This is a genomic window from Changpingibacter yushuensis, from assembly GCF_014041995.1.
GTDB lineage: Bacteria > Actinomycetota > Actinomycetes > Actinomycetales > Actinomycetaceae > Changpingibacter > Changpingibacter yushuensis.
In genome coordinates, this window is sequence record NZ_CP059492.1 from 941500 (window position 1) to 962521 (window position 21022).

Sequence of the window (21022 nt, forward strand, 5' to 3'; positions counted from 1 at the left end):
GCGGAGACGTTCACATCATGAGCGTGGTTGCCGCCACGGCGAAGAGGATGAGAATGATGCGTGATGCCCATTGGCGGGCGCGTTGGTGCTCGGGTGGGGTGGGGCGGGTCAGGACCCATGCGGTGGCCAGTGTGATGGGGAGGAAGGCGGGCCATCCTACGGCGTAGGCCGAGAGGGCGAAGACGATGAGTCCGACAAGGGTGCGGGTGGCGGGTGTGAGGGTGCGGGTTGGGTGGTTTACCCATGTGCACGCGTCGAGGGTGAGCACGAGGGATGAATCGACGAGGCTTTCGGGGACCATGTGGTGGATGAGTGTGTGAACGTTGGTGATGGTCATGGGGACGAAGTTCAAGGGAGCTTCGACTGTGATGTCCGTGTTTTCGGCGATGATGACGAGTGCTCCGGTTACACGGGTTTTCAGGTAGCTGGACCATGCGGTGAGGTGTTTGCTCATGTGTATGTCGCCACCGGCAAACGGGCTCCATGTTCCGGCGGTGTCTGCGTGGCGGCGGCGCATGGCGAGTGCCCCGTCGGGGGTGGGGCTGAACTTGTAGTCGTAGCCGGAGGCCCAGTTCTTTGCGTCGATGATGAGAACGTCGCGTCCACGTAGGACCATGGCGTCGGCATCGAAGATGCGTCCGGGGATTTTTGCCGAGTAGAACACGTGCGGGTTGATGCTTCCCCAGCGCGCGTTTTCCACAGCGTCTGCCAGTCGTTTTTCTCCGGCTACTCCGGCATCCACCCGGTCACGTGGTAGATCGGATTCGAGGATGGCGCGTCCCGGGGTGCCGTGAATGTTTGCGGAGGGGATGGACACAGGTACTCCTTCATCAAAGGGATATACCTGTCATGTGTGCGGAACTCAGATCGAGATGATTGCGGGCACCACGGATGTCCGGTCAACAGTTCATGAGTGCACTATTGCCGGTGCCGATTATTGTAAAGGGGTTCGTTCTGTGTGGAGGAGGGTAGTCCGCCCGCTTTACAAATGCGTCCACCCTGATCGAGAAGTCGGGGTGGGCACGGATGCAAGGCTAAGTCTTTCGACTAGCCGAAACACTTAGCCTTGCATCCGTGCCTCGAGTTCAGAGATTCTACTTCCGAGATTGTTCACTTCTGCTTCCAGACGCAAAGTGTTGGATAAGAGCTCGGTGATAACCATATTCGGATCGAATCGGACACCGTCCTTAACGATTTTGGCTGCGACTTGCGTCAATGGGAGTCCATCCAAAGTGTTTATGTCCATCGATTCAATCCATTTGCGGGCGCCATCGAAAGACTCAGAATTGAGATCCATTCGTGGGAGCAGAAACGCACACGGCCATCGCATGGTGATTGATGCAGTCGAAAGGCTCATGTGCCTTCGGCTCGATGCGTGGGTCGAGATACTGGGCAAACCAGCGGCGCGTCAGCATAAAGAGTGGATTCTCATACGCTGATACGTGCGTTACTGCGGTCTGTCATCCTTCTTTGGCAAGAGTTTCACAAGGATAGTTGCAGCAAAGATTCCAAGCGCACTAAATGTCAGAAGCTCGATTCCCCGAGTGGCCGCTTCTCCCAATCCATCATTGAAGAATCCCCAAGTGGACCAGAACATAGGCACGAAAAGCATAAAGATTTGGCCTGCCATCATCCCAGAAGACGCGACATCCCTGTATCCACCGTAGTTTCTTAACTTATGTATCTGTGCGAACAACTCTGTTACACATACTGCAAGTATCACCATCACCAACAATTCGGTCAGCGTCCCACATTGGTCGCTTGTCAATCCCAAAGCTCGTCCTCTCTTTTCGGATCAAGATATCTAACAGCTCTGATCCTAGTCGGACCGAATCACACCTATTGGTAACAAAAACTCCAACACCCCATGGAATGGATAATGGCGGCAACAAGGATCAGCACATGCCCGAGTCTCCGGTCGACGGTGAATCTAGTGAGCGGTGGACGTGTACACGGAATGGTGAATCATTGTCATAGTTGCGTGCAGCATTCTCAGTTGTGGGAGTGTGGCGGCGTGGCTTGATCTGGTGAACGGAAGACAGTCTTACGCCCACGGGTCGGCGGCAGGTGGTTGAGACATGGGGCCTAGTGCTGGCTCATCCCATGTCTCGAACATGTCGGCAGATTGTGGGTTCGACGTGGGTTCACTCGAAAAGACGGACTCGCTTGAATCCGACACCTTACGAACGAACCGAGCCGAGGTCTGCGGGCGGGAGACATAGGAGGCACACGTGATGCCCACGAAAGTACATACTCCTTGAACGATCGCCACATCGATCTGCCACATGACAGCAAATGCGAGAATAGAAACGAGACACGCGATGGTTTTCAGGCTTCTCATGTCTCTCCAGTGTGCGGAAGAGTAGCGCGCCGTACCGCTTCGACATCTTTGCTCCGGGGCGCACCGGGCGAGAGCGCGCGTGGAGGCGACACCCGACGGCGCAACCGCATGTCGATAGGTGGCACATCCACACCCGCACCGTGGGCCAACCCCGCCCATATCGGCAACGGGTCGGTGCGCGTCCACGCCGGAGACACCAGTGTTGCCTGCAACCCCCGATGAATATGGGTGGTCGGCTCTGGGTTTACCATCCGCCCATCCCCCAAGACAGTGACGTTCACCCATTGGCGTGAGTCCACCTCATAGCGTTGACACATAAGTGAACCAAACTCGCTCGTCGGCCCGTCCGGGTGAAACCACGACTTCCACGAGGCGGTGAGAATGCGCTCGCGGATGGTGCGGTTCCATGCACCGTCTAGGTGACGGCGGATGATCTTGGCGATGCGGTGTTGGAACTGGGCGTAGGTGGTTTTCGATTCGGTCAACGGGATCGCGTCGAGGAAGAGCACAGCCCTACCTCCCGGTGCGCCCCGGAGCGCATCAGCCCATGCGATGACTTTGTCTTCGAGTCCGCGCGAGGAGGAGGCTGTCGTTTCGATGCCGAGGATGAAGTCGTCGTCTCGCACGATGATGCCATCTGCACGTTTGGCACTTCTGTGGCTGCCCGCATCGACAAGATCGGTGAGGAAGGATTGGGCTTCCCCGGCAACGGTGACCGGTAGGTAGGCCGCAGCTCGCAGGAGGAGTTCGGCGGTGAGAATGTTGTGGCGGGCATATTGGCCACCCACGCTCAGGGGTGTTCCGGCCGCCACGGCCCACCGTCCCGGCAGTGTGAGGTGACGGTTGAGAGTGGTGCGCCAGTCGGTCGCGTTGTTCAGATGGAAGGCGTACAGGTCAAGGTTGTTCGGGTCGGCTCCGGCGACGATAGAGGGGATGTGTATTCCGCGATCGAGGATTCCGGCTGCGAAGAGAGTGTGGATGAGGTGGGAGAAGTCGTCGGTGGGTTGATGGCGGACAAACCCGGCGATCTGGGTGAAGGTGAGGGTGCGGTAGGAAGCGACGACACTGACAATTTCGATGGTCTCTTCCAGATGGGCGAGAACATGTTTCCATGCGGCGTTGACCGTCGGGATGGGGCGGGTGGCTGAGCCTCGCACCGTCAGGAGTCGGGCGCTGTCTGCGCTTTGCCACGTGAAAGAGTCGTGGGTGGGCCACATGCCCGAATAGAACGGGTCGCGCCTCCCGCCTGCTCGGGCGTAGTCGGGGACCCGTGGACGCACCAACAAATGGGCTGGTTCGGGGCGGGGGTCATCTGGGTATGGGGAGACATACGGGGGTGCAAGGTTCGAGGCCGTCATAGCGTCGCGTACCCGATGTAGGCCTGCGGATCCGACTTCCACCACACAGTGGATGCTGTGAACGTGGGCTGGGACTGTCCGTGGGACGATGCGGAGATCGCTGCCTCGTAGCGGGGCAGGTTGATGAGGTCGGGTCCGCTCCATTCTTGCCCGTCGGCCCCCAGTCGTGCCGCGATCTCGGTGGCAATGACCGAGTCGTCGGCTTTGAAGGAGACGAAGACAGGGAAAGTCTGCATGGTGCGGCGCAGGTCGGGGTGAAGCTGGCTGGGGTATTGGGTGGCGTAGATGGGACGGGCACCATACGAGCGTCCCTTGTTGCGCCACCAGTCAAGAATCTGGGGCGAGTCTTTCCCGATGGTAGACACCTCGTCAAAGATCGGGGTGTGATACCAACCCAACTCATCCCAGCCGGCACAGTGGGCTTGCACGGTGCGCTGGAGCGTGTAGGTAAAGATTGCGGTGACAAGAGTCTCCTCATCGTCACTGAGCACATGAGGGTGTTGCCCGCTGGTGAGGATGACAACGTTGTGGGCGTTGGTGAGAATCCATTCCCACGAGGGTTTATTCGCGCTCAGGAACAGGTGGTCGAGGCTGGCAAGGCGGGCGATTTTGTTGCGGGGAGCTTTTGTGGCATCGCGCCGCTGGGCCGGGGTTGTCTTCCCATACAAGGTGTCCAAGGCGGCAGCGCATTGAAGCATGTAGGCCGTACCGTCCATCAGCTTCTTGCGCAGTTCGGTGGCGAGAATGTTTCCTGCTTCATCCCCCATACCGGTCAAAAGAATGTGGGCGTAGTGGACGAACGATCCGGGCGTGAATGCACCCAACGGTGCGTTCTTGTGCGCCTGAGCGTTGGACAGGACTGTCTCGTCGACGAACTGGGCGGCACGCAAACTTGTCATGAGGGCCTCGCGTGACGCCGACCCGATCTCTCCATCAGCGGACGCATACACGAGGGCATCTGTCAGGAGTGCGGCCTTATCTTCGGCGGTAGCCCCGGGCCCGAACAGGTCGATCCCGTTGGGGCAGGTGGGGTCAGCAACATTGATGTACCACAATGGGTTAGGGGAGTGTCCCACCACCTGGGTGACGGTGCGATGGACCTCAACGTAGGCTTTCGCGCCGTCTGGTTTGATCTCAAAAATGATGACCGAGTTGTGTGCTCCGGGTGCTTTGGGACGCCGGGAGGGGTGTGCCTGTTCACCGAACAGGTAGGCGGCCATGCCTTGAAGGAAGACCGACTTGCCGGAACCGGGAGACCCGAAGATCGCCATGCCCAGACCCGCATCCTCATCACACACATACGTCGGTGTCTCTTCCGCCAAGCCGACGAATGCACCCTGACGGGCCCGGGCCGATGGTGGTGGGGGACGGTGAAATGTTTGGGTTGCTCCCGATTCGGCACCGGCTTGAGGTGAGAGGAACGTGGCGGCCATGATGGGGGATAGAAGAACGCTACAGGCGTGAAGTGGATAGGACGGGTCACGTGCCTCGATCGGGTTGCCTTCCTTGTCTACTCCTGCTCGGCGTCCCTTCGAGGCGGGCACACTCCGGTGGGGTGGTGGGGGAAGAGTGCGTCGCAGACGAGTGGCGCGTGTGGGGATGAGTCCGCGTCCAACACACATGCCGATGAGAGCGAAGAATCCTGCCGCCCAGACAAGGTAGGGATGTGGAACATACGGGTCAAGAATGCCTGTCACGTGGAGGGTCAGGCACGCGGCTCCTCCAAGAAGCCATGCACCCAACGCCGGGACGACGGAAGGGTGACTCGTGCGTGTGTCCACGTCAAAACCCACCCACGAGCCGACCAGAGAATCAATGATGCGCCGGGCACGGTAGGTGTCGGAGGCTCCCGCATACACGGCGGCCACCACAGGTTGGGCGGACTGTTTGGAATAGTGCTGGATCTGTCCGGCCCGCATGGTGCGCACAAAGGTCGCATACCGGTTCTTCTCCAACCGGGAGGGTTTGCGGACGACGAGCGCCACCCACGAGTCTTCTTCAAGGATGAGGGAGATCTGGTCAATGATGGCCGCCGGGTCCGCACCGGCCAAGGTTGCACCGTAGTCGAGGTGTTGGCGGGCCGACACGCGCAGCTGGACGATCTGGTCGGTCGGGGAACGAAACTGGGGCTCGTCGCAGGTGTCAGCTCGCGCACCCAGGGAGCGCGCCAGACCGATTGCCGCCGTCTCTTCCTCATGGCTCGAACCCGTCATGATGTAGGAGGACAGCGCTTCACTCGTGCGGTGGACAAGGAGAGTCGCTGGACCCCGCGATGTCAGATTCGCTAACGCCACACCGAGACCTTGCATGAGAACGGACGGGTTGGTGGACATCTGTCCGGTGCGGGTGAGGGTGTAACACGTACGTGGAGCAGTCATACTCTCCCAGTGTGCGGAAAACACGTGGACCCAAAAACCCCGAAAAAACCCGCCCCCCAGCGGATTCTTCGCCTTGCTTGCCCATCTCCCACGTGCCACCAGCCTTCCCGAATCACCCCACAATTCCTCAGTTTTCTTTCCTTTTCGTCAAGAAATCTTCGTCATGTGGGCTGATGTGCTGGTGGCTTGGGTGTATCGGGCGGCGCAGGTGCTCTTCGCGTGTGGTCGCTCAGTGCCCCGGGGTGGTTGGTGTCATGGGTGATGGTGAAGCGGGTGTGGGTTGTGGGTTGGGGCGCTGCGCGTGGCGGGGTGTGTGGCGGGGCGCAGTCCGGAAGAGGTGTGTCATGAGTGGTGTGTGCGGGGGTGGGGTGTGATCGTGGTTCGTGAACAGACGTGCATCAGTGGTGTGGGTGGATGTGCATATGGGGTGGGTGTTCGGTGGTGGTGAGGAGTGCGGGCGCAGCCATGTGAACAGATGAGCAGTGGTGGTGCGAGTGGATGATCAGTGATGTGCATGGGTGGTGTGAAAACACGGGTGATGGTGGGTGATGGAGCTGTACCTACGTGAGCGAATGTGCATCAACATCCTGAACGGATGGTGACAGTGAGTGGAGCGTACAGGTCACCCAGCCCGCCATCCGGGATGCCCCACGCTAGAAGAGGAGTGGTCTATCGAACGGTTCGCCCCCAGGGGCGTACCCGAGATGGACACGGTGGCGTGTGAGTCGGACACAGAGAAACATTCTCTTTCCACAGAGGCCACGTTGGAAAGAGAATGTGCGAGGTGGACGGAGGGCAGGACGGGAAGAATGGCACGCCGGGGCGTGGCAGTTGGCATGGCGGGGTGGGTGACGCACGCGAGCGAAGCGAGCGTGGCCTACCGGCGAAGTCGGGTGGTTCCGCGCGGGGTTGGGGCGGGGCTTAGAACTCGTCAGGGTCCCAGTCGGTTTCGGGGTGGCGTTGGATGAGTTCGTCGCGCGTGCCCATGGCTGGGTCTTCGTCCATGATGTCGTCGTCGCGTACGACAACGATGGCTCCGATGCGGACGAGGGACTCCATGAAGATGGTGTTGTGTGCGTAGCTGGTGTGGATGACGTTGCCGGTGGGGATGTGGTCTGGCTCGTATAGGTCGTCCACGACGATGAGGGGAATGTCCGCTTCCCATTCTTTACCGGCCCACAAGGGTGCGTGACGGTCAGCGACCATGAGTGTTGCGTACTCGTCGTCGGACAGGTAGCTGTTTTTCTCATCGTCTGCGATGAGACCCCATTGGGCTTCTTCGACATAGGTGAAGAGGGCGCGGCGACGCAGGATGTCGTGTCCTTCGTAGTCGTCGTCGTGGATGAGGGACGCATGGGTCATGAGGGGTGCGAGTTCCTCCCATCCATAGTTCGAGAATCCGGTACCGGATTCCGTGATGACGAAAGCTTTCACAAGCAGTCTCCTTTATACGAGGTGTCGGTCTGACGTTTGCAACATTACCGTTGCCCCCGGACACTTACGTGAGCTGTCCCGCACACAGAGGAAGTGACCACCTTCCTACCGATGCGAGGCTCCTCATGAGTCAGACGACTCTTCTACTCCTTGCCATTCTTGGCGACATCCTCACAGGGATCGCCACTGTTGGCTCCATCCTGGTCTCGGCGGCAATCGTTCTCGCCATCTTCGCAGCCGCCATCTATGTCATCAAGGACTCCCTCTTCCCACGCGATGTCGACGATGACATGTGAAGCGGTAGCGATCATCCTCGCCCATAGGCGAGTCGATGGGGTGAAGATACAACTCGAAGAGATCCCTACCCATGGTTTTCGTGTTGTCGTTTCAACACGAACCCACACCCATATGTGGGCGTTCGTCTCCCGCGAGCGAGCCACCCACGACTACAACAGGCGCGTGGCAAACATGGAGAGGTCGTTGTCGTGATGTGGCGCCGGGGTGCGAAAAAGCTGACACACCTACCCGGATACGGAAGCGCTGACACACCCACATTCTCTGGAGTTGACCTGACCGACGCGCAAGCACGTGCCCTCACCGACGCCAGATACATCACCAGGGCACTCGCCCCGTGCCGGCGTGCGCGGAACTGGTCTCCCGCACACATCTTCCTTGTAGGACTCACCTGATACGAAAGAAGCACACCATGATCGCTTTCCTTGCCGGACTCATCATCGGCACCAATCTCGGTATTGTCATCCTCGCTGTCCTGAAGGCGGGTTCGAGCCATGACGAATGACGACAAGGACGCAACTGTCGCCAGAATCTTCGCACACTTCGACGAAGCAACGGGTGAATGTATCCGCCACAGGTGGGTGCCAACCGACGGCATCCTTGTGTGTCAGTTCTGCAAGGCCGAACACTCCGATTGGGACGTACGCACCGTATGGTGAGACACCCTCACTCATCGTGTGGGGGTGTCTCATTCACTCGCGTGGGCTGAGGCGGGGACGCACGAGGATGGTCTGCTTGGTGCCCTTGTACTCTTCATGATCTTTGACCGTGCCGGTCAGCGACACCTCATCATCAACTGAGACCTCCCACGCCCACGACGCACTCGTAAACATGGTGAGAACATCCCCGGACCCAACGTGAAGGGTGATGACGCGGCGACTCGTGTCGTAGAGTCCGGCAATCGTACCCACCCGAGCGACACGGCCGCGCACATGTACTGTCTGTCCAACCTCACCGATGTACTGGGAGTGGTAGGTGGGACCGGCAACGCGAGCACGGGGCGTTATAGATGCACCGGCAACTGCCATGGCGATCTGACGGTAGCTGACGAACTCGGAGGAAAGAACAACCCGCAGGTTCGCAAGAAAACCTGTCGCCTCATCACTGATCTGGGCAACAATTGCGTCGATACGTGACTGGACGGCCGCTTCACTGCCATAGATAGGTGCCAGGGTCGCGTTGAGATCGTCAGCACCTTTCGACCACGACACGATTGTCATGACCGTGCCGAATGTGGAGTTTTCACTTTCGCGCGAGTGATACCCCCATGTGTCGGCGGCGGCGAACGCGATACGGGCAATGTCGACAACCCGGTAGGTGGTGGTGAGCCCTTGTCCGCGTGTGTCGAACGTGCGGGTGAACTCATCCTCAAAGAGGAGAACGGGGAATACGGTGCGACCGAGGAAGTCGTTCATACAGGTCTTACCAACCTGCATGAGGGTGCCGTCTTCACGGCGTAACAGGTAGGTGTGGGTGCGGCGTCGGTTCGTGTGGCAGTGTTCGCAGATGCCCGCCACAAGGGCGTCGTTGACGATGTCGCTCGTGTCCGCCCCGGGGACGGCCCGCACGACAACCGAGTCTCCGACAGTATCGACGGCTGCGACAAACGTGTAACCCCCATAGTGGGGAGCCTGCCCGGTGATCGTGACGTCGAAGCCCGCGATCGTGTAGGACTGGTCGCCAGCATTGGTCACCTCGCGGGTGGTGGGAACCGCCTCCACCCAGACACTGCCGGCATAGCCTTTGCGTGCGGCACGTTTCATGATGTCGTCAACCTTCTTGCGGGTGCGAGCCAGTTCGGTCTCCGTCAAGAAGTACGTCATCGCCATGTCATCAACCTTTCGTTCGTGGTTGATGACTCAGTGTGCGGGCGTGTCTCACAGTGGAGTCTATGCGGTGGCAGTGGCGTGTGTTCGCGATCATGAGACCATTGCCAAAACTGTCCGAAGAATGTTTACGATGAATGAACCGACCTGTGTAAGACTGAAGACGAACGTAGGTGAAGGAAGGAATCATGGACGACCAGATCGAACGGACGGCCCATGGCCGTTTCACTGGAGAGTTCGTTGTGCGTGGTGACATTGATGTCGTGCGACCCGCGTATGAGGAGTTCCGAAGCGCTCTTGCTCAAGAAGGGGTGAATGCCCACGACACAGGTGTCGAAGAGGCGTTGGCGTATTTCGAGCCGAACTTCTATGGCCCGGGGCAAAGCTCCATCGAAGCATCCATCGAAGCCTATGGAGTCTCCATGTCCGATGTTGAAAAGAAGGCTAGAGACCTGATCGCACGTGTTGTGAAGAAACTCGGGATCACTCTTGTTGGCGATGATGGGACGGGTCGCGACAACTCGCGCGACTATGAAGAGTTCGCAAGCTATCTCATCTCAGCGTGAGATTCTGCCGTACGGCTGATGAAGACTAAGGATCGTTCCCGATCGGACAAGGTGCGTGACCGCAATCGCCGCGTGGTCTCGTTCGTCAATCACGTGAGTGACCGTGTGTGGTCATTCTTGGCGCTTGCGGCAACGCTCATCTTGACGGTTGTGCCACTCGTTATCGAGAGCGCACCCAAACTACTCTTCATGGTTGTTGGCGTCATCGCCCTTGGTAGTGGATTGCTCGCTGCCAAACAGGAGCGGTCGACAAACGAGTTGGTGGAAGAGAATACCGAGCTCTGCAAAGAGATGGAGTTCGGGCGGCAGGTAATTGGTGAAACAATTGAGATTCTCTTAGAGAACATATGCCGAGAGGCTGATTCGTGGAACTCTAATTGCCGGGCCACAGTCTATGTACATAAGAACTCGCTTGGCGAGCATCCGATCAGCGCCAGTGGAAGCCTTGTTCCGGTCGCGCGCACATCTTTCAACCCGAACCTGAAAAGGAAGGGCAGGGCTGAGTATCCCGACAATGTGGGTTTTGTGGGTGCAACCTGGGAACAGGGCTTTACATCAGCAAGCTTCGAAAGTACGAACGAACTATTGCTCGTCAAGTTGTACACCAAGCGGGTGAGAAAATGGCCATCCCACATCAAACCTCTCGATGAGGCAACCGCCAGCGCTTTGACAATGAAATCCAGCAAGCTCATCGGAATCAGGATCGACGCACACCATAGAGCAAACATCGGTGTTGTCATGTTTGAGAGCTTGTCCAAAGACGATTTTCAGCAAGTGGACGAAAACACGCTCCGGGATAGTAAGGAAATCCACGTCCTCCAGAAACTCTTGGATGGCTATCGGCCATACCTAGACCACGTCAGCGAAGGGCATGAACCGATCACCTGACGGGATGCTGGTGGGTGTCGGGGGGCTTATATGGCCAAGTCCAACGGCAAGTCAGCAATGTCTTTGAGACGATTACCCGAAACAAGAGTGTCGAGCATGGATGAGGCTTCATCGTTGCCCAGCTTCTCCACGCCACGTTGAAGCTCCGGCAACGCGAAATGGTAGACAGCGTCGATGTCGCCCGTCCCCAAAGCGAGCGAAGCTAGGCGAGACGGTGAGGGCTCAGCCGTGACAACGCAGATGTGCGGCGTGCGGCCCTTCCGATTGCGGATGAGACTGAGAGCTTCCGATCGTGCATTTTGTGCGCGGTCGGAGCGTAAGGTCCACTTGCACGAGACAACGGCATGGACGATGTTCTCGGGATGATAGTCCGCGCGGATGCTGGCACCAGTCCCAGCCTTGTCGTCGACGAGGAACTCGTCACGGTTGATGACACTGTCGGGCTCAGGGGCTCGCACAACAACAACATCGGGGCTGATCGAATACGAGTTACCCAAGACGGTTGAGAGCGTGGGATCCTTCTTGACCGCGTCAGCCAGACTGTCCAAATGGAGGTAGGGGGAATACTTGGCAAGCTGATACTCCGAGCGCGACGACCCGAAGTTTGTCACCGTCCATGCGCCGGGCCGGATAGCTTGCAGGTGGGGAAAGACTGCTGTAACAAAACCAGCAACCGCATCCTCAAACAATTTGCCGGCGTGCTGTCCATCGTGTTTGACCGCAACTTGACTGGCACCGAGTTCCTCAGCGATACAGGCCGCAATCATCCGTGATGAACGCTGAGACCGATCCGCATTCGACGCAACACCCTTAGCATCAAGCGAGAGCGTGTGATCGGTGACGAGACGTGTGTGGAAGGCCGCGCGTTCTTGAGAGAGCCAGGCGGTCATGCGCACCGACGATTCTCGCTCGCCGCGACCGACAATGCCGCGTTGATAGCCGTTCCCACCGCACAGGCAACAGGGGGAGGAAAAGCATTACCCACTTGCCGGTAGGCGTTTGTTTTGGCTCCAGTGAAGACCCAATCGGCAGGGAATCCTTGAATGCGGGCTGCCATCTCAACGGTCAGACGCGGCATCCCGACAAAGTCGCGTTCGGGTGCTTCCTGGGCGATTGTCTTGCCATCAACACCCAGTGCCGCCCACGCACGCTTGGCACGCGTTGGACCAAGGTCAGGCCCACCATGTTTCTTCGAACCACCAACAAGAGTAGGAGCGATCGAATCGGCTTGCTCAGCCCACTTTCGTGCACCCCTCCACCCGTTGGCACCCATGAGCGCACCCAAAGTCTGTCCAACAGTCGGGGCAGGTTCCACCGACGCAGTGGGCCACACGAACGGTGCTTGGTCATTGCGCATCGCCACAAAGACGACACGGGGACGAAGCTGGGGGACACCGAAGTCACTCGCATTCAACAAACGCCACTGTGGGGAGTAACCGAGCTCGCGAAGTTGATTCTCCACATCCCTGCGGTACGTCTCGAAAGCAATGTCCAACAATCCACGAACGTTCTCCAACATGACCGCGCGCGGACGAATAACCCCGACAATCTCGATGGCCCGAGGAAACAAATCGCGCTCATCGTCTCCGCCCAACTGGAGACCCGCCTTCGAAAACGGCGGGCACGGAACTCCACCAGCCAAAAGGTCAACACCCACGAAAGGCGTCGGATCCCACGTATGCAAATCCTCCTCGACAACATTCCATCCGGGACGGTTCGTCCGAAGAGTCGTGCACGCATGATGGTCATTCTCGACAAGAGCCACATGCTCAAAGCCCGCCATCTCAAGACCCAAGGCTTGTCCACCACCACCAGAACAAATCTCCACCGAAGTCATCATGGGCTTAACAATACCCAGTCACCAGGTCACATTTTCCCGAGACACGAGGTCCAGGCGTGGCAGATAGGGAACCATACTTTGAGCAATCAACCGCACAGCAGGAACAACCACACTGTTACCAAACTGACGGTACGCCTGCGTATCCGACACCGGAATGACAAACGAGTCCTCAAAACCCATGAGCCGAGCACATTCACGCGGAGTGAGCCGACGAGGATTCTTCCCACCCTGCCCCACAAGAATCTCCGACCCATCCTTGTAATAGCGAGCCGACAACGTACGAGCCACATCCTCCGGACCAACCAACCCAAACCCAAACCCATTACCGGCAGCCCTGTGCTTAGCAGCATGATTCTGCAACCACGCCCACAACCGATCCGACAGGGTGTACGTGTCACTCACCCTCGCCTGCGCACCCTGCGTATACGGATACTCGACACCCTCAGAACCATCCTGCGGATGCAAAACACTCGCCAACACCGAACGCTCAGACGGCAACACAAGAGAGTTCACATCGAAACCTGTCTCCTCCCGGAACCCCACAATGTAAATGCGCTCGCGGTGTTGGGGGACGAAGAGTCCGCCGTCGATAACCCGGTAGGAGATGTGGTAGCCGAGTTCTTCTGTCAGGGTGCGCAGGATGATTCTGAAAGTGCGTCCGTGGTCGTGAGAGACGAGATTCTTCACGTTCTCGAGAAAGAATGCCATGGGTCGTTTCGCGTCGATGATGCGTGCCACCTCGAAGAAGAGTGTCCCTTGAGTTTCATCCCGAAACCCGGTGGGCCTACCCAGTGAGTTTTTTGTGGAGACACCAGCGGTGGAGAAGGGTTGGCATGGGAAGCCTGCTAACAACACGTCGTGGTCGGGGATACTCTCGGCTTCGACCTGCGTGATGTCACCGGCAATGGGAGCATCCTGGCCAAAGTTGGCCACATACGTCTGGACGGAGTACTTGTTCCATTCGCTGGTGAACACGCATGTTCCACCAGCATCCTGGAATCCTCGCCGGATTCCGCCGATACCAGCGAACAAGTCGATGAAGGTGAATGTGTCCTGACTATGCGGCACGTGTGTCACCTTCCATGTGTCGGTGGTTGTTGAATGCCAAAATCCTGCGCGAGTCCGATAGTGCTTTCTTCATCAGGACCCCGGCACGTCATGTGCATTAAGTGGCACGGTCTTTTCCTGCATTACTCGTTCGCGTCCTTGATGAAGACGAGCCACAAGGTGCGGGCCTGCTTGCCCGATCGGGTCCCATACAGGGGTCGGTGGGGTGTCAATGCTAAAACATCCCTCACTGGGATCGCATACTCGTTCCATTTGAAGACGAGAGTCCCGCACGGCTTCACGACACGGAAACACTCAGAAAAACCGGCTTTCAGATCATCGCGCCAGGTTCGACCTAGGACACCGTACTTTGCGGCCATCGTGGAACGTGCTCCCAGATTGGTGAGGTGAGGCGGGTCGAACACGACGTGATAGAACGACTCATCCTCGAAAGGTAGATGGCGAAAATCCATGACCATGTCAGGATGGACAGACAAGACTCGCCCGTCATCAATGCGTACCTGTTCGTCGCGGATGTCGCCGAAGATAGCCCGATCATCGGACTTATCGAACCACATCATGCGGCTGCCGCAACATGGGTCGAGGACTGGAGGATTCATACGTACTGATCGTGCAGTTCGAGGAACTGAAGGAAGGCCCGTGAGTCTTCCTCGATCCCCTTGAGTGCCGCGTCACGGGCACGCCGCCGGTCAAGCTCCTGACGCATAAGATCGGAGTCTCGGGTGATGAGTCCGATCTGTTCCCGGTCTAGCTTGCGATCATGGCGCAGTTGGGCGTTCTCGGCTTCGAGTTGCTCATAGGTGGGCTTGGTGGGGGAGGCGTGTTTGGCGCTCATGGGGGAGGCTTCCTCGTAAGAGTGTGACATGGACGTCCAGATAGTGTGCGGGCGAGCAAAGGCTCGTATGCGGGCAGGTGGCTACAGGTCTTGCCACCATTCGGTGCTGCGGGCCTACCGGCTGCTCGTGGTGGGCTGGTAGATGGTATGGAAACACTCGGGACACGTCACGTCATGGAGGGTCCCCAAAAAGCGGGTGACGTCCTTTCGGTTTGGTTGGAGAACATAGCCGCCGCACACGGCTTCGAGAGCGTTCTTCCGAACGGTTTTCGCGTCGACGACATGGACTTTCCCATCGCCTCGGGTGTCGATGAACAGCTTCATAGATTGGTGGACTCCTTAGTACGTGTCATGGACACCTCCACAGTGTGCGGGCAGACATCTCGCGAACACCGACCGGGTATACCCCGCCGACACCACCTCCACCACGCCTCACGCTGGACCCATGAGAATCATGAGAATCTGGGCTGTCCTGACGAGGGCACTCGTCAGAGTTTTGGATGCACACCTGAGTGAGGACGTGGCGAGCGCTTGGTATGAGGCCGCATGGAGCGTCGATGACTGGAAGTCCAACCGTGACTAGGCAAGACCTAGGGAGGACCTCACCGCCTGAGCGAGAGCGAACCCAAGGAGCGGGGGAACCGCATTACCGATCTGGCGGAACTGAGCCGAGACCGGACCACACCAGTGCATGTCGGGTGGGAAGGTTTGTATCGCAGCCGCCTCCTGGACGGTCAGCCGACGCAGAAAGCCCGGAACCATCTGGTCCACACCATCGGCACCCATCTTCATGAGACGAGCATGATAGTCCTCCACCCACGACCCGGTCGCGGATTCATCAAGCCAGCGCTGGTCAATGATGGGGGTCCGATTCCCACCCATGGATGCGGGTAACGTCGGCGACGGAGCACCGAGGTCCAACGGACGTCCAGCTCCATTGAACAACATCCCGGCATACGCCGAACGGCGCACAACAGGATGTCGGGCCACCGTGATTCGTGCCCGACACAAGGAATCATTGCCCGGTTCCGTATAGTGGGGAAGACTCGACAATGCCTCCCGAACTGTGACAGGAGCACCAGCCGTCGTTGGAATCGGCACTCGAGGCTCACCGATGTCCCTTCGCACCCCCAGCAAGAACATCCGTTCACGATTCTGGGGAACACCGAAATCGGACGCATTCACAAGAACACGACGGGCCGAGTATCCGAGCCCATTCGCTCGAGACATGAGGCTCTCGCGAACGTGACTCCACTTTGCGTTAGTGTGGAGTGCTTTAACATTCTCCATGACGAAGGCACGCGGGCGGACACGCTCAACCATGTCCATGAAATGGAAGACGTGGGTGGAGCGGTGATCGTTGGGATCCATCTTTCCGGCGATGGAGAACCCCTGGCAGGGTGGCCCACCTATGACAAGGTCGGCCGAACCTTGCTGGGGAAGGTCGACGGCGGGAATGGTGAGGAGATCGCCCGCGAAAGATGTGCACGAGAAAGGCCCTAGACGAGCCAATGCTGCTTCATGAGTGGCCAGCGCGACAGGATTGAGCTCGTTGACCCACACTGGGGCAAAACCTGCACGGGCAAATCCGATGTCGAGTCCGCCAGCCCCCGCGTACAGAGAGACAAAGGTTCCAATCGGATCCGTGGCGCCGTCTGTACCACTTCCCTTCATTAGAGCTTCGTGATGCATACGGCCGCGATGGAGGCGATGTGGTGTAGGTCGATGGACCCATCCCCGCAGTAGGAGACCCGGTCGGGTTCGTCAATGCGCACACACTTGTGCCCGTCACTGAGCCACCCATACGCGTTTTTGGCCTCGTTCGCGAGGATAGTGGGCAGATCGAGTTCGAGTTCACGGGCAATCTGGGAGCGGACGGCTCGTGCGATCTCTTCGTAGATGTGGGTGTGGTGTCCTGCCTGGTTGGCGAATGCCCGCCGACAGTCACATACTCGACACTCGCAAACATCCTGAGTGTTTTCCACATAGCCGGAACAAGTGGTCTTGATCGCCTGCGCGATGATGTCGATGCATGGATCGGTGGACATGAGGTGTTTCCTTCACGGCGAGGCGTCTGTTGGACACTCGCTATGTGTGCGGGAAAGCCCACTGGGTGCGTCAGGAGCCCAGCGGAATCTCGATCTCACTCCACCGCTCGCAGATGTCATCGCACCGCTCGGCAACATCACTCATACGAAAATGGGGGACTGGTCGATGGTTTCCGAGACGAACTGGTAGTACAACTGTCTGAGCGTGAGTTCGCAACCTATCTCGAAATACTGCTCGCAGATGCGGATGGCGTACTCGATGACGGTGAGAATGTTGGGCTGGAACGTTTTGGACGCTCAGGAGATGCGAGGCATCCTTTCCCCTCCTTCAGTTCCCGAGCTGGGATGAAGGTCCGCACGCACACGTCCTCCAGATGGATGGGGAAGACCTTTTGGCGACGTCGGGGATAACACCCATCGGACTCGACATCCACCACAGCACCCTGAGAGAAGTGACGGTGGGTGCGTGGGAGTACGGATACTGGGTGACAAGAACCTACAAGACCGGACTATTAGATCTCGCTCATCTTCTGGGGCGGTTGTAGCGAAGACGGCTTATGACAGGATCGTTTGAGTCATCGCTCCAGATCTACGCATCCCGATTGAGTACTCAGGGTTGGAATCCACGAGGTCCCTAATGGAGTCTCGAAACGAGTGGTTGCCCTCTATGCCATGGAGGAACGACGCGAGTGTCAGCACTGGCACATACCCTGATTGAGGCCAAGTAGTTCGATTCTTCTCTCGGCGGTAAACGCTGGGAAACTTCGGCGTGACAGGAGCGGGTCTCGCCCATAAGCGCGAGTGGTGTGCGACGAGGTTTCGAAGGACAGAAACGCTCTCCAACTGTCGAGCAAGTCCCTCGGCACCGACGTTTAGACGTTCAGCCACCGGACCTATAAGAAGAGTCTGTTGATCGAGGGACGTGCTCCCTGGAACTCTTAATGCGGGGACACAACGTGAGAGAGTCCCGAAGGTCCACCAGTCAATCGTGGACCAAATGGGAAGTGTGGATAGTGCCGTCACCTGTTCTTCTGGTGTCCTTGTGTCAAGATCGTCGTGAGGGATGCCTTGTTCATAACAGGATTCCTGCACCTTTTTCTTTATGTATGGTTCGCTCGCGCGCAGAATCTGCGATCGGATGGATCGAGCAAGAGAGTGCTCTCCGTCTTTCGTGATTCGATATGACTCGTCTTGCAGATAGTAGGTACACGGGTCCAACCCAGCAGCGCAATATGCTTCGACAAAGCATGATCGGATTCCTCGTTCGGCCCGTTGTATCCCAGAGAAGAGCTCAAGCGACACTTTGGCGTCCAACTCGCATATGTCGACAACGGCATCAAGGCCACCACGTCCCCCGTAGGCGACGTAATTGCGAAGATACCCGAGGAAGAAGTGAAAATTGTTGTGCTCAAGGTAGTCTCTCACTCGCTGACTACACGCACTTTTGGAAGCAAGGTTCCCTCGGTTGACGAGATAGCTAATCCGTCCATCAATATCGAGATAGGGAGGTGGATTCTGTAGTGAGGACACGCCTATGAGCATACGCCGACACTCACCGCACAAAAAAAGGACTCCCCTGTAGCATCGCGATGAGAGGCCGGGGAGTACTGTTGGTATCAACCATAGCGAGTTGTGCGGCCCCACTCAAAGTGAATGCGGCGTGTCTCACTGTGTGTCAGCGCTCTGTTACCACCCAATCTCGGCCAGCCCGTGTGGGTGCGAAGAAGTAGACATCTCCATGCACGCATGTGCTGGTGATGAGTCTGCGATTCTCGAGAGCGGTGGCTGTTCGACCATAGCGGCGGTACATGTCTATATAAAGCCCTCCATCCGGGGTAGGTCCGCATATCTCAGTCAGCAGTTCTGCCTACGGTTTCGTCAGCCTCATGGTTTCACTCGTTTTCGTGTTCGAATGGATCCTGCGCGTCCACTCATGGTCACAAGCCACCAGTCTCCGCGCCGGTCGAGCATCCACGCCATGTCGGGATAGATGCTCGGTCGCGAATAAAAGCCCGGTTGCGTGGGCAGCGTGTAGTCGTTCGGTGCCATGGGGTTAAGCCTTCCTTCATGTGTTCCGAGATCGGACATGTGTGTGGACCAACCATTCGTCGGGGGCACGCACATCCAGTCCGAGACGAGTCGCGAGGTCATGTTCGATCGTGGCTCCGATGGAGTCTTCCCAACCCGGAAGCATGGCCACGCCGTCGGCATGGGAGAGGTTTCGCAAGGCATAGCGCATGTAGTCGAGCCATGTGGCATCTTCGGGAAGTCTGACCCTGGCGGGGTTGAGGACGACATATCCGGCCACAGCCAGCTTCTCCTCGAAAGCCATAAATGCCGGTCGATTGAAGTCGGGAAGATTGCTCATGGGCCCGGCAAGATAGATGTTCATGAGTCCTGCCCTTGGGTTGCTTCATACATCTCGTACCAACATGCGCCGTGATACACGTTGTGGCCGGCGCAGCTTGCCGTCCACAACAGCTCCAGAGGCTCGTGGCACCACGCGCACCGCGTACACGCCCGCAACTCGAAGCGGGCAGGGATAGCCATTTTCATGAGGAAAGTCCTGTGAGCCGTTCGACTTCGTCGAGGAGGGCCTTCACGTCCGCGACGCTGTCACAGAGAGTTGAAATGCCTGCCTCAGACCACGCACCCTTGGAGGGTTTGGCATCAAGCGCTGCTGTATAGCGCTCCCCGATGGCTCCAAGATCCAGTCCATCGTGGATGCGGGGCCTCATGGGCGACGAGACCCCCAACGCACGCAACGTTGAACAGGGGACCGACTCTCCACACGCCGCGCATGTGGTGATGGTTCGTCCTGTCCGGCGAGAGGTGTATGTGTGGACGTGGGTGTGGAGTCTTCTGGCTGCCCCGACATATCCCCGGAGGATAGAGGACTCGCCGACCTGTGGGCCACCTTCGGGCCGAGCATCCACGCACCCGTCGTAGGTGATGCTGATCGGAATACGCGCGAGAGGCTCCTCCATACGCGGCAGACGTAGGGCGTCTTCGATACCGATGTCGTTGACCCACTCTTCGGCCCAACAAGGGTGCCCGCCACCATCCATGGGTTCGCTCTCGTCCCATTCGTCGAGGTGACCGCTGAGTGGGCGTGTGCGACATGGCGCGTCAGTGGGTTCGTCGCATATGAAAGCCACGCACGGGTATCCAAGAGAAGAAAAGACATCAAGAAAATGGCTCATACCAGGTCACCTGCTTCCACGACGTCGTTGGGGGAGACGTTGCCGCACGCGTATGCGAGGTCGGACTCGGATATGGAGGAGATTCCGCGCAGCCTGTTCGCTTCGTGGGAGGCCTGTAACGCATAGACGCGGGCGAGTTCACTGTGGAGTGCCGTCCGGGCAAGGAGCGCCAACTCTTCATGGGAGTAGCTGGCATCTCGGGGTACGCGATGAATGAGAACGTCGCTCATGAAGGCGAGACTCATACCCTCATGTTCAGCGACGACAAGAGCAAGGTCTTGGGGTGTCCACGGTTGGTTCATGCCATTTCAGTGTGCGGGATCGACTGAGGGACTCACGACATACTCAACGAACGAGTGATGCTGCGTGCCTGACGCGGGCGTCCCCACTTCTGGAATCCCCGAACATGTCGCAGACGACCTCAATCCCTATCGTGGGTTGCCTTCTTTGTCTCTTGCGTCGTGATTTCTCGCTCGCAGGCCTCGCGCAGGAGCTGTTCGACTGCTGTGATGGCGGCTTCAGCGTCGCGCGTGGCTAGTAACCAGATCGGCAGGGTGTGGAGTCCGGACGCAGCGAGGAATCGTTTGTGCCCTCTGGCGATCATGATCTGTTTCGCTGCCGCTTCGATGGCAACCTTTCGGTCTAACATGTGATGCCTCCACTCGTCCTTGTTTCCGCCACAGTGTGCGGGTGGACCAGATATGAAGTCATGTGCTTCTTGTGCTCGCAATCTCGCTGACATGGCGTGTGAGTATTTTGTACGTGCCCCGCGCGTTCGCGAGATTGTGTGTGCGGTGTTTTGCTAATACGTGTGACGGAGAAATACCGGGGGAGCCTCTTTGCGACGTCGCGTGTTTCCCGAGCAAGTGGGATGACATTCGTGTGATTGCGTGCAACCACGATATGTCCGCTGCGGTGATAGGTGTCTTGTGCATCATTGTCG

General features: G+C 58.1%; 26 protein-coding genes. 6 read left to right on the plus strand and 20 right to left on the minus strand.

From position 1 onward, the window contains the following. Window positions 1-10: 10 nt before the first annotated feature. The 7 genes from H2O17_RS03975 to H2O17_RS04005 form a co-directional block, all read right to left on the minus strand. Entirely contained in the window at window positions 11-817 is an 807-nt protein-coding gene (locus tag H2O17_RS03975; RefSeq protein WP_182050447.1) for a hypothetical protein, read from the minus strand. Window positions 818-1060: 243 nt separating this feature from the next. Next, window positions 1061-1297 carry a hypothetical protein gene (locus tag H2O17_RS03980; protein ID WP_182050448.1) on the minus strand — a complete coding sequence of 79 codons (237 nt, stop codon included), beginning with the start codon at window positions 1295-1297 and terminating at the stop codon, window positions 1061-1063. Window positions 1298-1447: 150 nt separating this feature from the next. Continuing rightward, complete coding sequence (locus H2O17_RS03985) at window positions 1448-1597, minus strand: hypothetical protein (RefSeq protein WP_182050449.1); 150 nt, start codon at window positions 1595-1597, stop codon at window positions 1448-1450. A gap of 447 nt (window positions 1598-2044) precedes the next feature. Beyond that, the gene (locus H2O17_RS03990; RefSeq protein ID WP_182050450.1) at window positions 2045-2341 is read right to left on the minus strand and encodes a hypothetical protein; all 297 of its coding nucleotides are present in this window, start codon (window positions 2339-2341) and stop codon (window positions 2045-2047) included. Beyond that, window positions 2338-3744: a hypothetical protein gene (locus H2O17_RS03995; protein ID WP_182050451.1), complete on the minus strand. Its 1407-nt coding sequence runs from the start codon at window positions 3742-3744 to the stop codon at window positions 2338-2340. Before H2O17_RS03995 ends, H2O17_RS03990 begins: the two co-directional genes overlap by 4 nt. Continuing rightward, complete coding sequence (locus H2O17_RS04000) at window positions 3696-6077, minus strand: type IV secretory system conjugative DNA transfer family protein (protein ID WP_182050452.1); 2382 nt, start codon at window positions 6075-6077, stop codon at window positions 3696-3698. The genes H2O17_RS03995 and H2O17_RS04000 overlap by 49 nt, the downstream gene beginning before the upstream one ends. A gap of 921 nt (window positions 6078-6998) precedes the next feature. Then, window positions 6999-7511, minus strand: a complete 513-nt coding sequence (locus tag H2O17_RS04005) for a hypothetical protein (protein WP_182050453.1) — start codon at window positions 7509-7511, stop codon at window positions 6999-7001. Between the two features lie 125 nt (window positions 7512-7636). On the opposite strand from H2O17_RS04005, the gene H2O17_RS04010 reads away from it, so the two are divergent. After that, window positions 7637-7807, plus strand: a complete 171-nt coding sequence (locus tag H2O17_RS04010) for a hypothetical protein (protein ID WP_182050454.1) — start codon at window positions 7637-7639, stop codon at window positions 7805-7807. Between the two features lie 492 nt (window positions 7808-8299). Further along, window positions 8300-8464: a hypothetical protein gene (locus H2O17_RS04015; protein ID WP_182050455.1), complete on the plus strand. Its 165-nt coding sequence runs from the start codon at window positions 8300-8302 to the stop codon at window positions 8462-8464. A 33-nt stretch (window positions 8465-8497) separates the two neighbouring features. Here H2O17_RS04015 and H2O17_RS04020 read toward each other — a convergent pair whose 3' ends face one another. Next, a complete protein-coding gene (locus tag H2O17_RS04020; RefSeq protein WP_182050456.1) occupies window positions 8498-9634 on the minus strand; it encodes a hypothetical protein in 1137 nt (378 codons plus the stop codon). A 185-nt stretch (window positions 9635-9819) separates the two neighbouring features. On the opposite strand from H2O17_RS04020, the gene H2O17_RS04025 reads away from it, so the two are divergent. Next, complete coding sequence (locus tag H2O17_RS04025) at window positions 9820-10197, plus strand: hypothetical protein (RefSeq protein WP_182050457.1); 378 nt, start codon at window positions 9820-9822, stop codon at window positions 10195-10197. Between the two features lie 18 nt (window positions 10198-10215). Continuing rightward, on the plus strand, window positions 10216-11085 hold the full coding sequence (locus H2O17_RS04030) for a hypothetical protein (RefSeq protein ID WP_182050458.1): 870 nt from the start codon (window positions 10216-10218) through the stop codon (window positions 11083-11085). 26 nt (window positions 11086-11111) lie between these two features. On the opposite strand, the gene H2O17_RS04035 is transcribed toward H2O17_RS04030, so the two are convergent. The 5 genes from H2O17_RS04035 to H2O17_RS04055 form a co-directional block, all read right to left on the minus strand. Next, a complete protein-coding gene (locus H2O17_RS04035) occupies window positions 11112-11975 on the minus strand; it encodes an NgoMIV family type II restriction endonuclease (protein ID WP_182050459.1) in 864 nt (287 codons plus the stop codon). Continuing rightward, window positions 11972-12925, minus strand: a complete 954-nt coding sequence (locus tag H2O17_RS04040; protein WP_182050460.1) for a DNA cytosine methyltransferase — start codon at window positions 12923-12925, stop codon at window positions 11972-11974. The genes H2O17_RS04035 and H2O17_RS04040 overlap by 4 nt, the downstream gene beginning before the upstream one ends. Before the next feature lie 18 nt (window positions 12926-12943). Further along, complete coding sequence (gene dcm, locus H2O17_RS04045) at window positions 12944-13993, minus strand: DNA (cytosine-5-)-methyltransferase (protein ID WP_281363062.1); 1050 nt, start codon at window positions 13991-13993, stop codon at window positions 12944-12946. Between the two features lie 122 nt (window positions 13994-14115). Next, on the minus strand, window positions 14116-14592 hold the full coding sequence (locus H2O17_RS04050) for a TRM11 family methyltransferase (RefSeq protein WP_182050462.1): 477 nt from the start codon (window positions 14590-14592) through the stop codon (window positions 14116-14118). Next, window positions 14589-14828, minus strand: coding sequence for a hypothetical protein (locus H2O17_RS04055; protein ID WP_182050463.1), 240 nt, complete (start codon window positions 14826-14828; stop codon window positions 14589-14591). The genes H2O17_RS04050 and H2O17_RS04055 overlap by 4 nt, the downstream gene beginning before the upstream one ends. A gap of 445 nt (window positions 14829-15273) precedes the next feature. On the opposite strand from H2O17_RS04055, the gene H2O17_RS04060 reads away from it, so the two are divergent. Next, the gene (locus H2O17_RS04060; protein ID WP_182050464.1) at window positions 15274-15411 is read left to right on the plus strand and encodes a hypothetical protein; all 138 of its coding nucleotides are present in this window, start codon (window positions 15274-15276) and stop codon (window positions 15409-15411) included. Here H2O17_RS04060 and H2O17_RS04065 read toward each other — a convergent pair. Then, entirely contained in the window at window positions 15408-16502 is a 1095-nt protein-coding gene (locus H2O17_RS04065) for a DNA cytosine methyltransferase (RefSeq protein WP_182050465.1), read from the minus strand. The two genes, H2O17_RS04060 and H2O17_RS04065, sit on opposite strands and share 4 nt — an antisense overlap. Further along, entirely contained in the window at window positions 16502-16876 is a 375-nt protein-coding gene (locus H2O17_RS04070; RefSeq protein WP_182050466.1) for a hypothetical protein, read from the minus strand. Before H2O17_RS04070 ends, H2O17_RS04065 begins: the two co-directional genes overlap by 1 nt. 205 nt (window positions 16877-17081) lie before the next feature. Here H2O17_RS04070 and H2O17_RS04075 point away from each other — a divergent pair, with 205 nt between their 5' ends. Continuing rightward, the gene (locus H2O17_RS04075) at window positions 17082-17225 is read left to right on the plus strand and encodes a hypothetical protein (RefSeq protein WP_182050467.1); all 144 of its coding nucleotides are present in this window, start codon (window positions 17082-17084) and stop codon (window positions 17223-17225) included. 206 nt (window positions 17226-17431) lie between these two features. On the opposite strand, the gene H2O17_RS11790 is transcribed toward H2O17_RS04075, so the two are convergent. The 5 genes from H2O17_RS11790 to H2O17_RS04100 form a co-directional block, all read right to left on the minus strand. Further along, entirely contained in the window at window positions 17432-18418 is a 987-nt protein-coding gene (locus H2O17_RS11790; RefSeq protein ID WP_425486305.1) for an Abi family protein, read from the minus strand. A 523-nt stretch (window positions 18419-18941) separates the two neighbouring features. Beyond that, a complete protein-coding gene (locus tag H2O17_RS04085; protein ID WP_182050469.1) occupies window positions 18942-19268 on the minus strand; it encodes a DUF4406 domain-containing protein in 327 nt (108 codons plus the stop codon). Between the two features lie 160 nt (window positions 19269-19428). Next, window positions 19429-20079, minus strand: a complete 651-nt coding sequence (locus tag H2O17_RS04090; protein WP_182050470.1) for a hypothetical protein — start codon at window positions 20077-20079, stop codon at window positions 19429-19431. Continuing rightward, window positions 20076-20381, minus strand: coding sequence for a hypothetical protein (locus H2O17_RS04095; protein WP_182050471.1), 306 nt, complete (start codon window positions 20379-20381; stop codon window positions 20076-20078). Before H2O17_RS04095 ends, H2O17_RS04090 begins: the two co-directional genes overlap by 4 nt. A 119-nt stretch (window positions 20382-20500) precedes the next feature. Next, a complete protein-coding gene (locus H2O17_RS04100; RefSeq protein WP_182050472.1) occupies window positions 20501-20728 on the minus strand; it encodes a hypothetical protein in 228 nt (75 codons plus the stop codon). Window positions 20729-21022: the final 294 nt, after the last annotated feature.

Excerpts from the sequence above, each read along its gene's own strand:
- H2O17_RS03980 (WP_182050448.1), bottom strand. The coding sequence starts at position 1,297 with ATGGATCTCAATTCTGAGTCTTTCGATGGCGCCCGCAAATGGATTGAA.
- H2O17_RS03985 (WP_182050449.1), bottom strand. The coding sequence starts at position 1,597 with ATGTTCTGGTCCACTTGGGGATTCTTCAATGATGGATTGGGAGAAGCG.
- H2O17_RS03990 (WP_182050450.1), bottom strand. The coding sequence starts at position 2,341 with ATGAGAAGCCTGAAAACCATCGCGTGTCTCGTTTCTATTCTCGCATTT.
- H2O17_RS04000 (WP_182050452.1), bottom strand. The coding sequence starts at position 6,077 with ATGACTGCTCCACGTACGTGTTACACCCTCACCCGCACCGGACAGATG.
- H2O17_RS04010 (WP_182050454.1), top strand. The coding sequence starts at position 7,637 with ATGAGTCAGACGACTCTTCTACTCCTTGCCATTCTTGGCGACATCCTC.
- H2O17_RS04015 (WP_182050455.1), top strand. The coding sequence starts at position 8,300 with ATGACGAATGACGACAAGGACGCAACTGTCGCCAGAATCTTCGCACAC.
- H2O17_RS04020 (WP_182050456.1), bottom strand. The coding sequence starts at position 9,634 with ATGGCGATGACGTACTTCTTGACGGAGACCGAACTGGCTCGCACCCGC.
- H2O17_RS04025 (WP_182050457.1), top strand. The coding sequence starts at position 9,820 with ATGGACGACCAGATCGAACGGACGGCCCATGGCCGTTTCACTGGAGAG.
- H2O17_RS04030 (WP_182050458.1), top strand. The coding sequence starts at position 10,216 with ATGAAGACTAAGGATCGTTCCCGATCGGACAAGGTGCGTGACCGCAAT.
- H2O17_RS04035 (WP_182050459.1), bottom strand. The coding sequence starts at position 11,975 with ATGACCGCCTGGCTCTCTCAAGAACGCGCGGCCTTCCACACACGTCTC.
- H2O17_RS04040 (WP_182050460.1), bottom strand. The coding sequence starts at position 12,925 with ATGATGACTTCGGTGGAGATTTGTTCTGGTGGTGGTGGACAAGCCTTG.
- H2O17_RS04050 (WP_182050462.1), bottom strand. The coding sequence starts at position 14,592 with ATGAATCCTCCAGTCCTCGACCCATGTTGCGGCAGCCGCATGATGTGG.
- H2O17_RS04055 (WP_182050463.1), bottom strand. The coding sequence starts at position 14,828 with ATGAGCGCCAAACACGCCTCCCCCACCAAGCCCACCTATGAGCAACTC.
- H2O17_RS04060 (WP_182050464.1), top strand. The coding sequence starts at position 15,274 with ATGAGAATCATGAGAATCTGGGCTGTCCTGACGAGGGCACTCGTCAGA.
- H2O17_RS04065 (WP_182050465.1), bottom strand. The coding sequence starts at position 16,502 with ATGAAGGGAAGTGGTACAGACGGCGCCACGGATCCGATTGGAACCTTT.
- H2O17_RS04070 (WP_182050466.1), bottom strand. The coding sequence starts at position 16,876 with ATGTCCACCGATCCATGCATCGACATCATCGCGCAGGCGATCAAGACC.
- H2O17_RS11790 (WP_425486305.1), bottom strand. The coding sequence starts at position 18,418 with ATGCTCATAGGCGTGTCCTCACTACAGAATCCACCTCCCTATCTCGAT.
- H2O17_RS04085 (WP_182050469.1), bottom strand. The coding sequence starts at position 19,268 with ATGAACATCTATCTTGCCGGGCCCATGAGCAATCTTCCCGACTTCAAT.
- H2O17_RS04090 (WP_182050470.1), bottom strand. The coding sequence starts at position 20,079 with ATGAGCCATTTTCTTGATGTCTTTTCTTCTCTTGGATACCCGTGCGTG.
- H2O17_RS04095 (WP_182050471.1), bottom strand. The coding sequence starts at position 20,381 with ATGAACCAACCGTGGACACCCCAAGACCTTGCTCTTGTCGTCGCTGAA.
- H2O17_RS04100 (WP_182050472.1), bottom strand. The coding sequence starts at position 20,728 with ATGTTAGACCGAAAGGTTGCCATCGAAGCGGCAGCGAAACAGATCATG.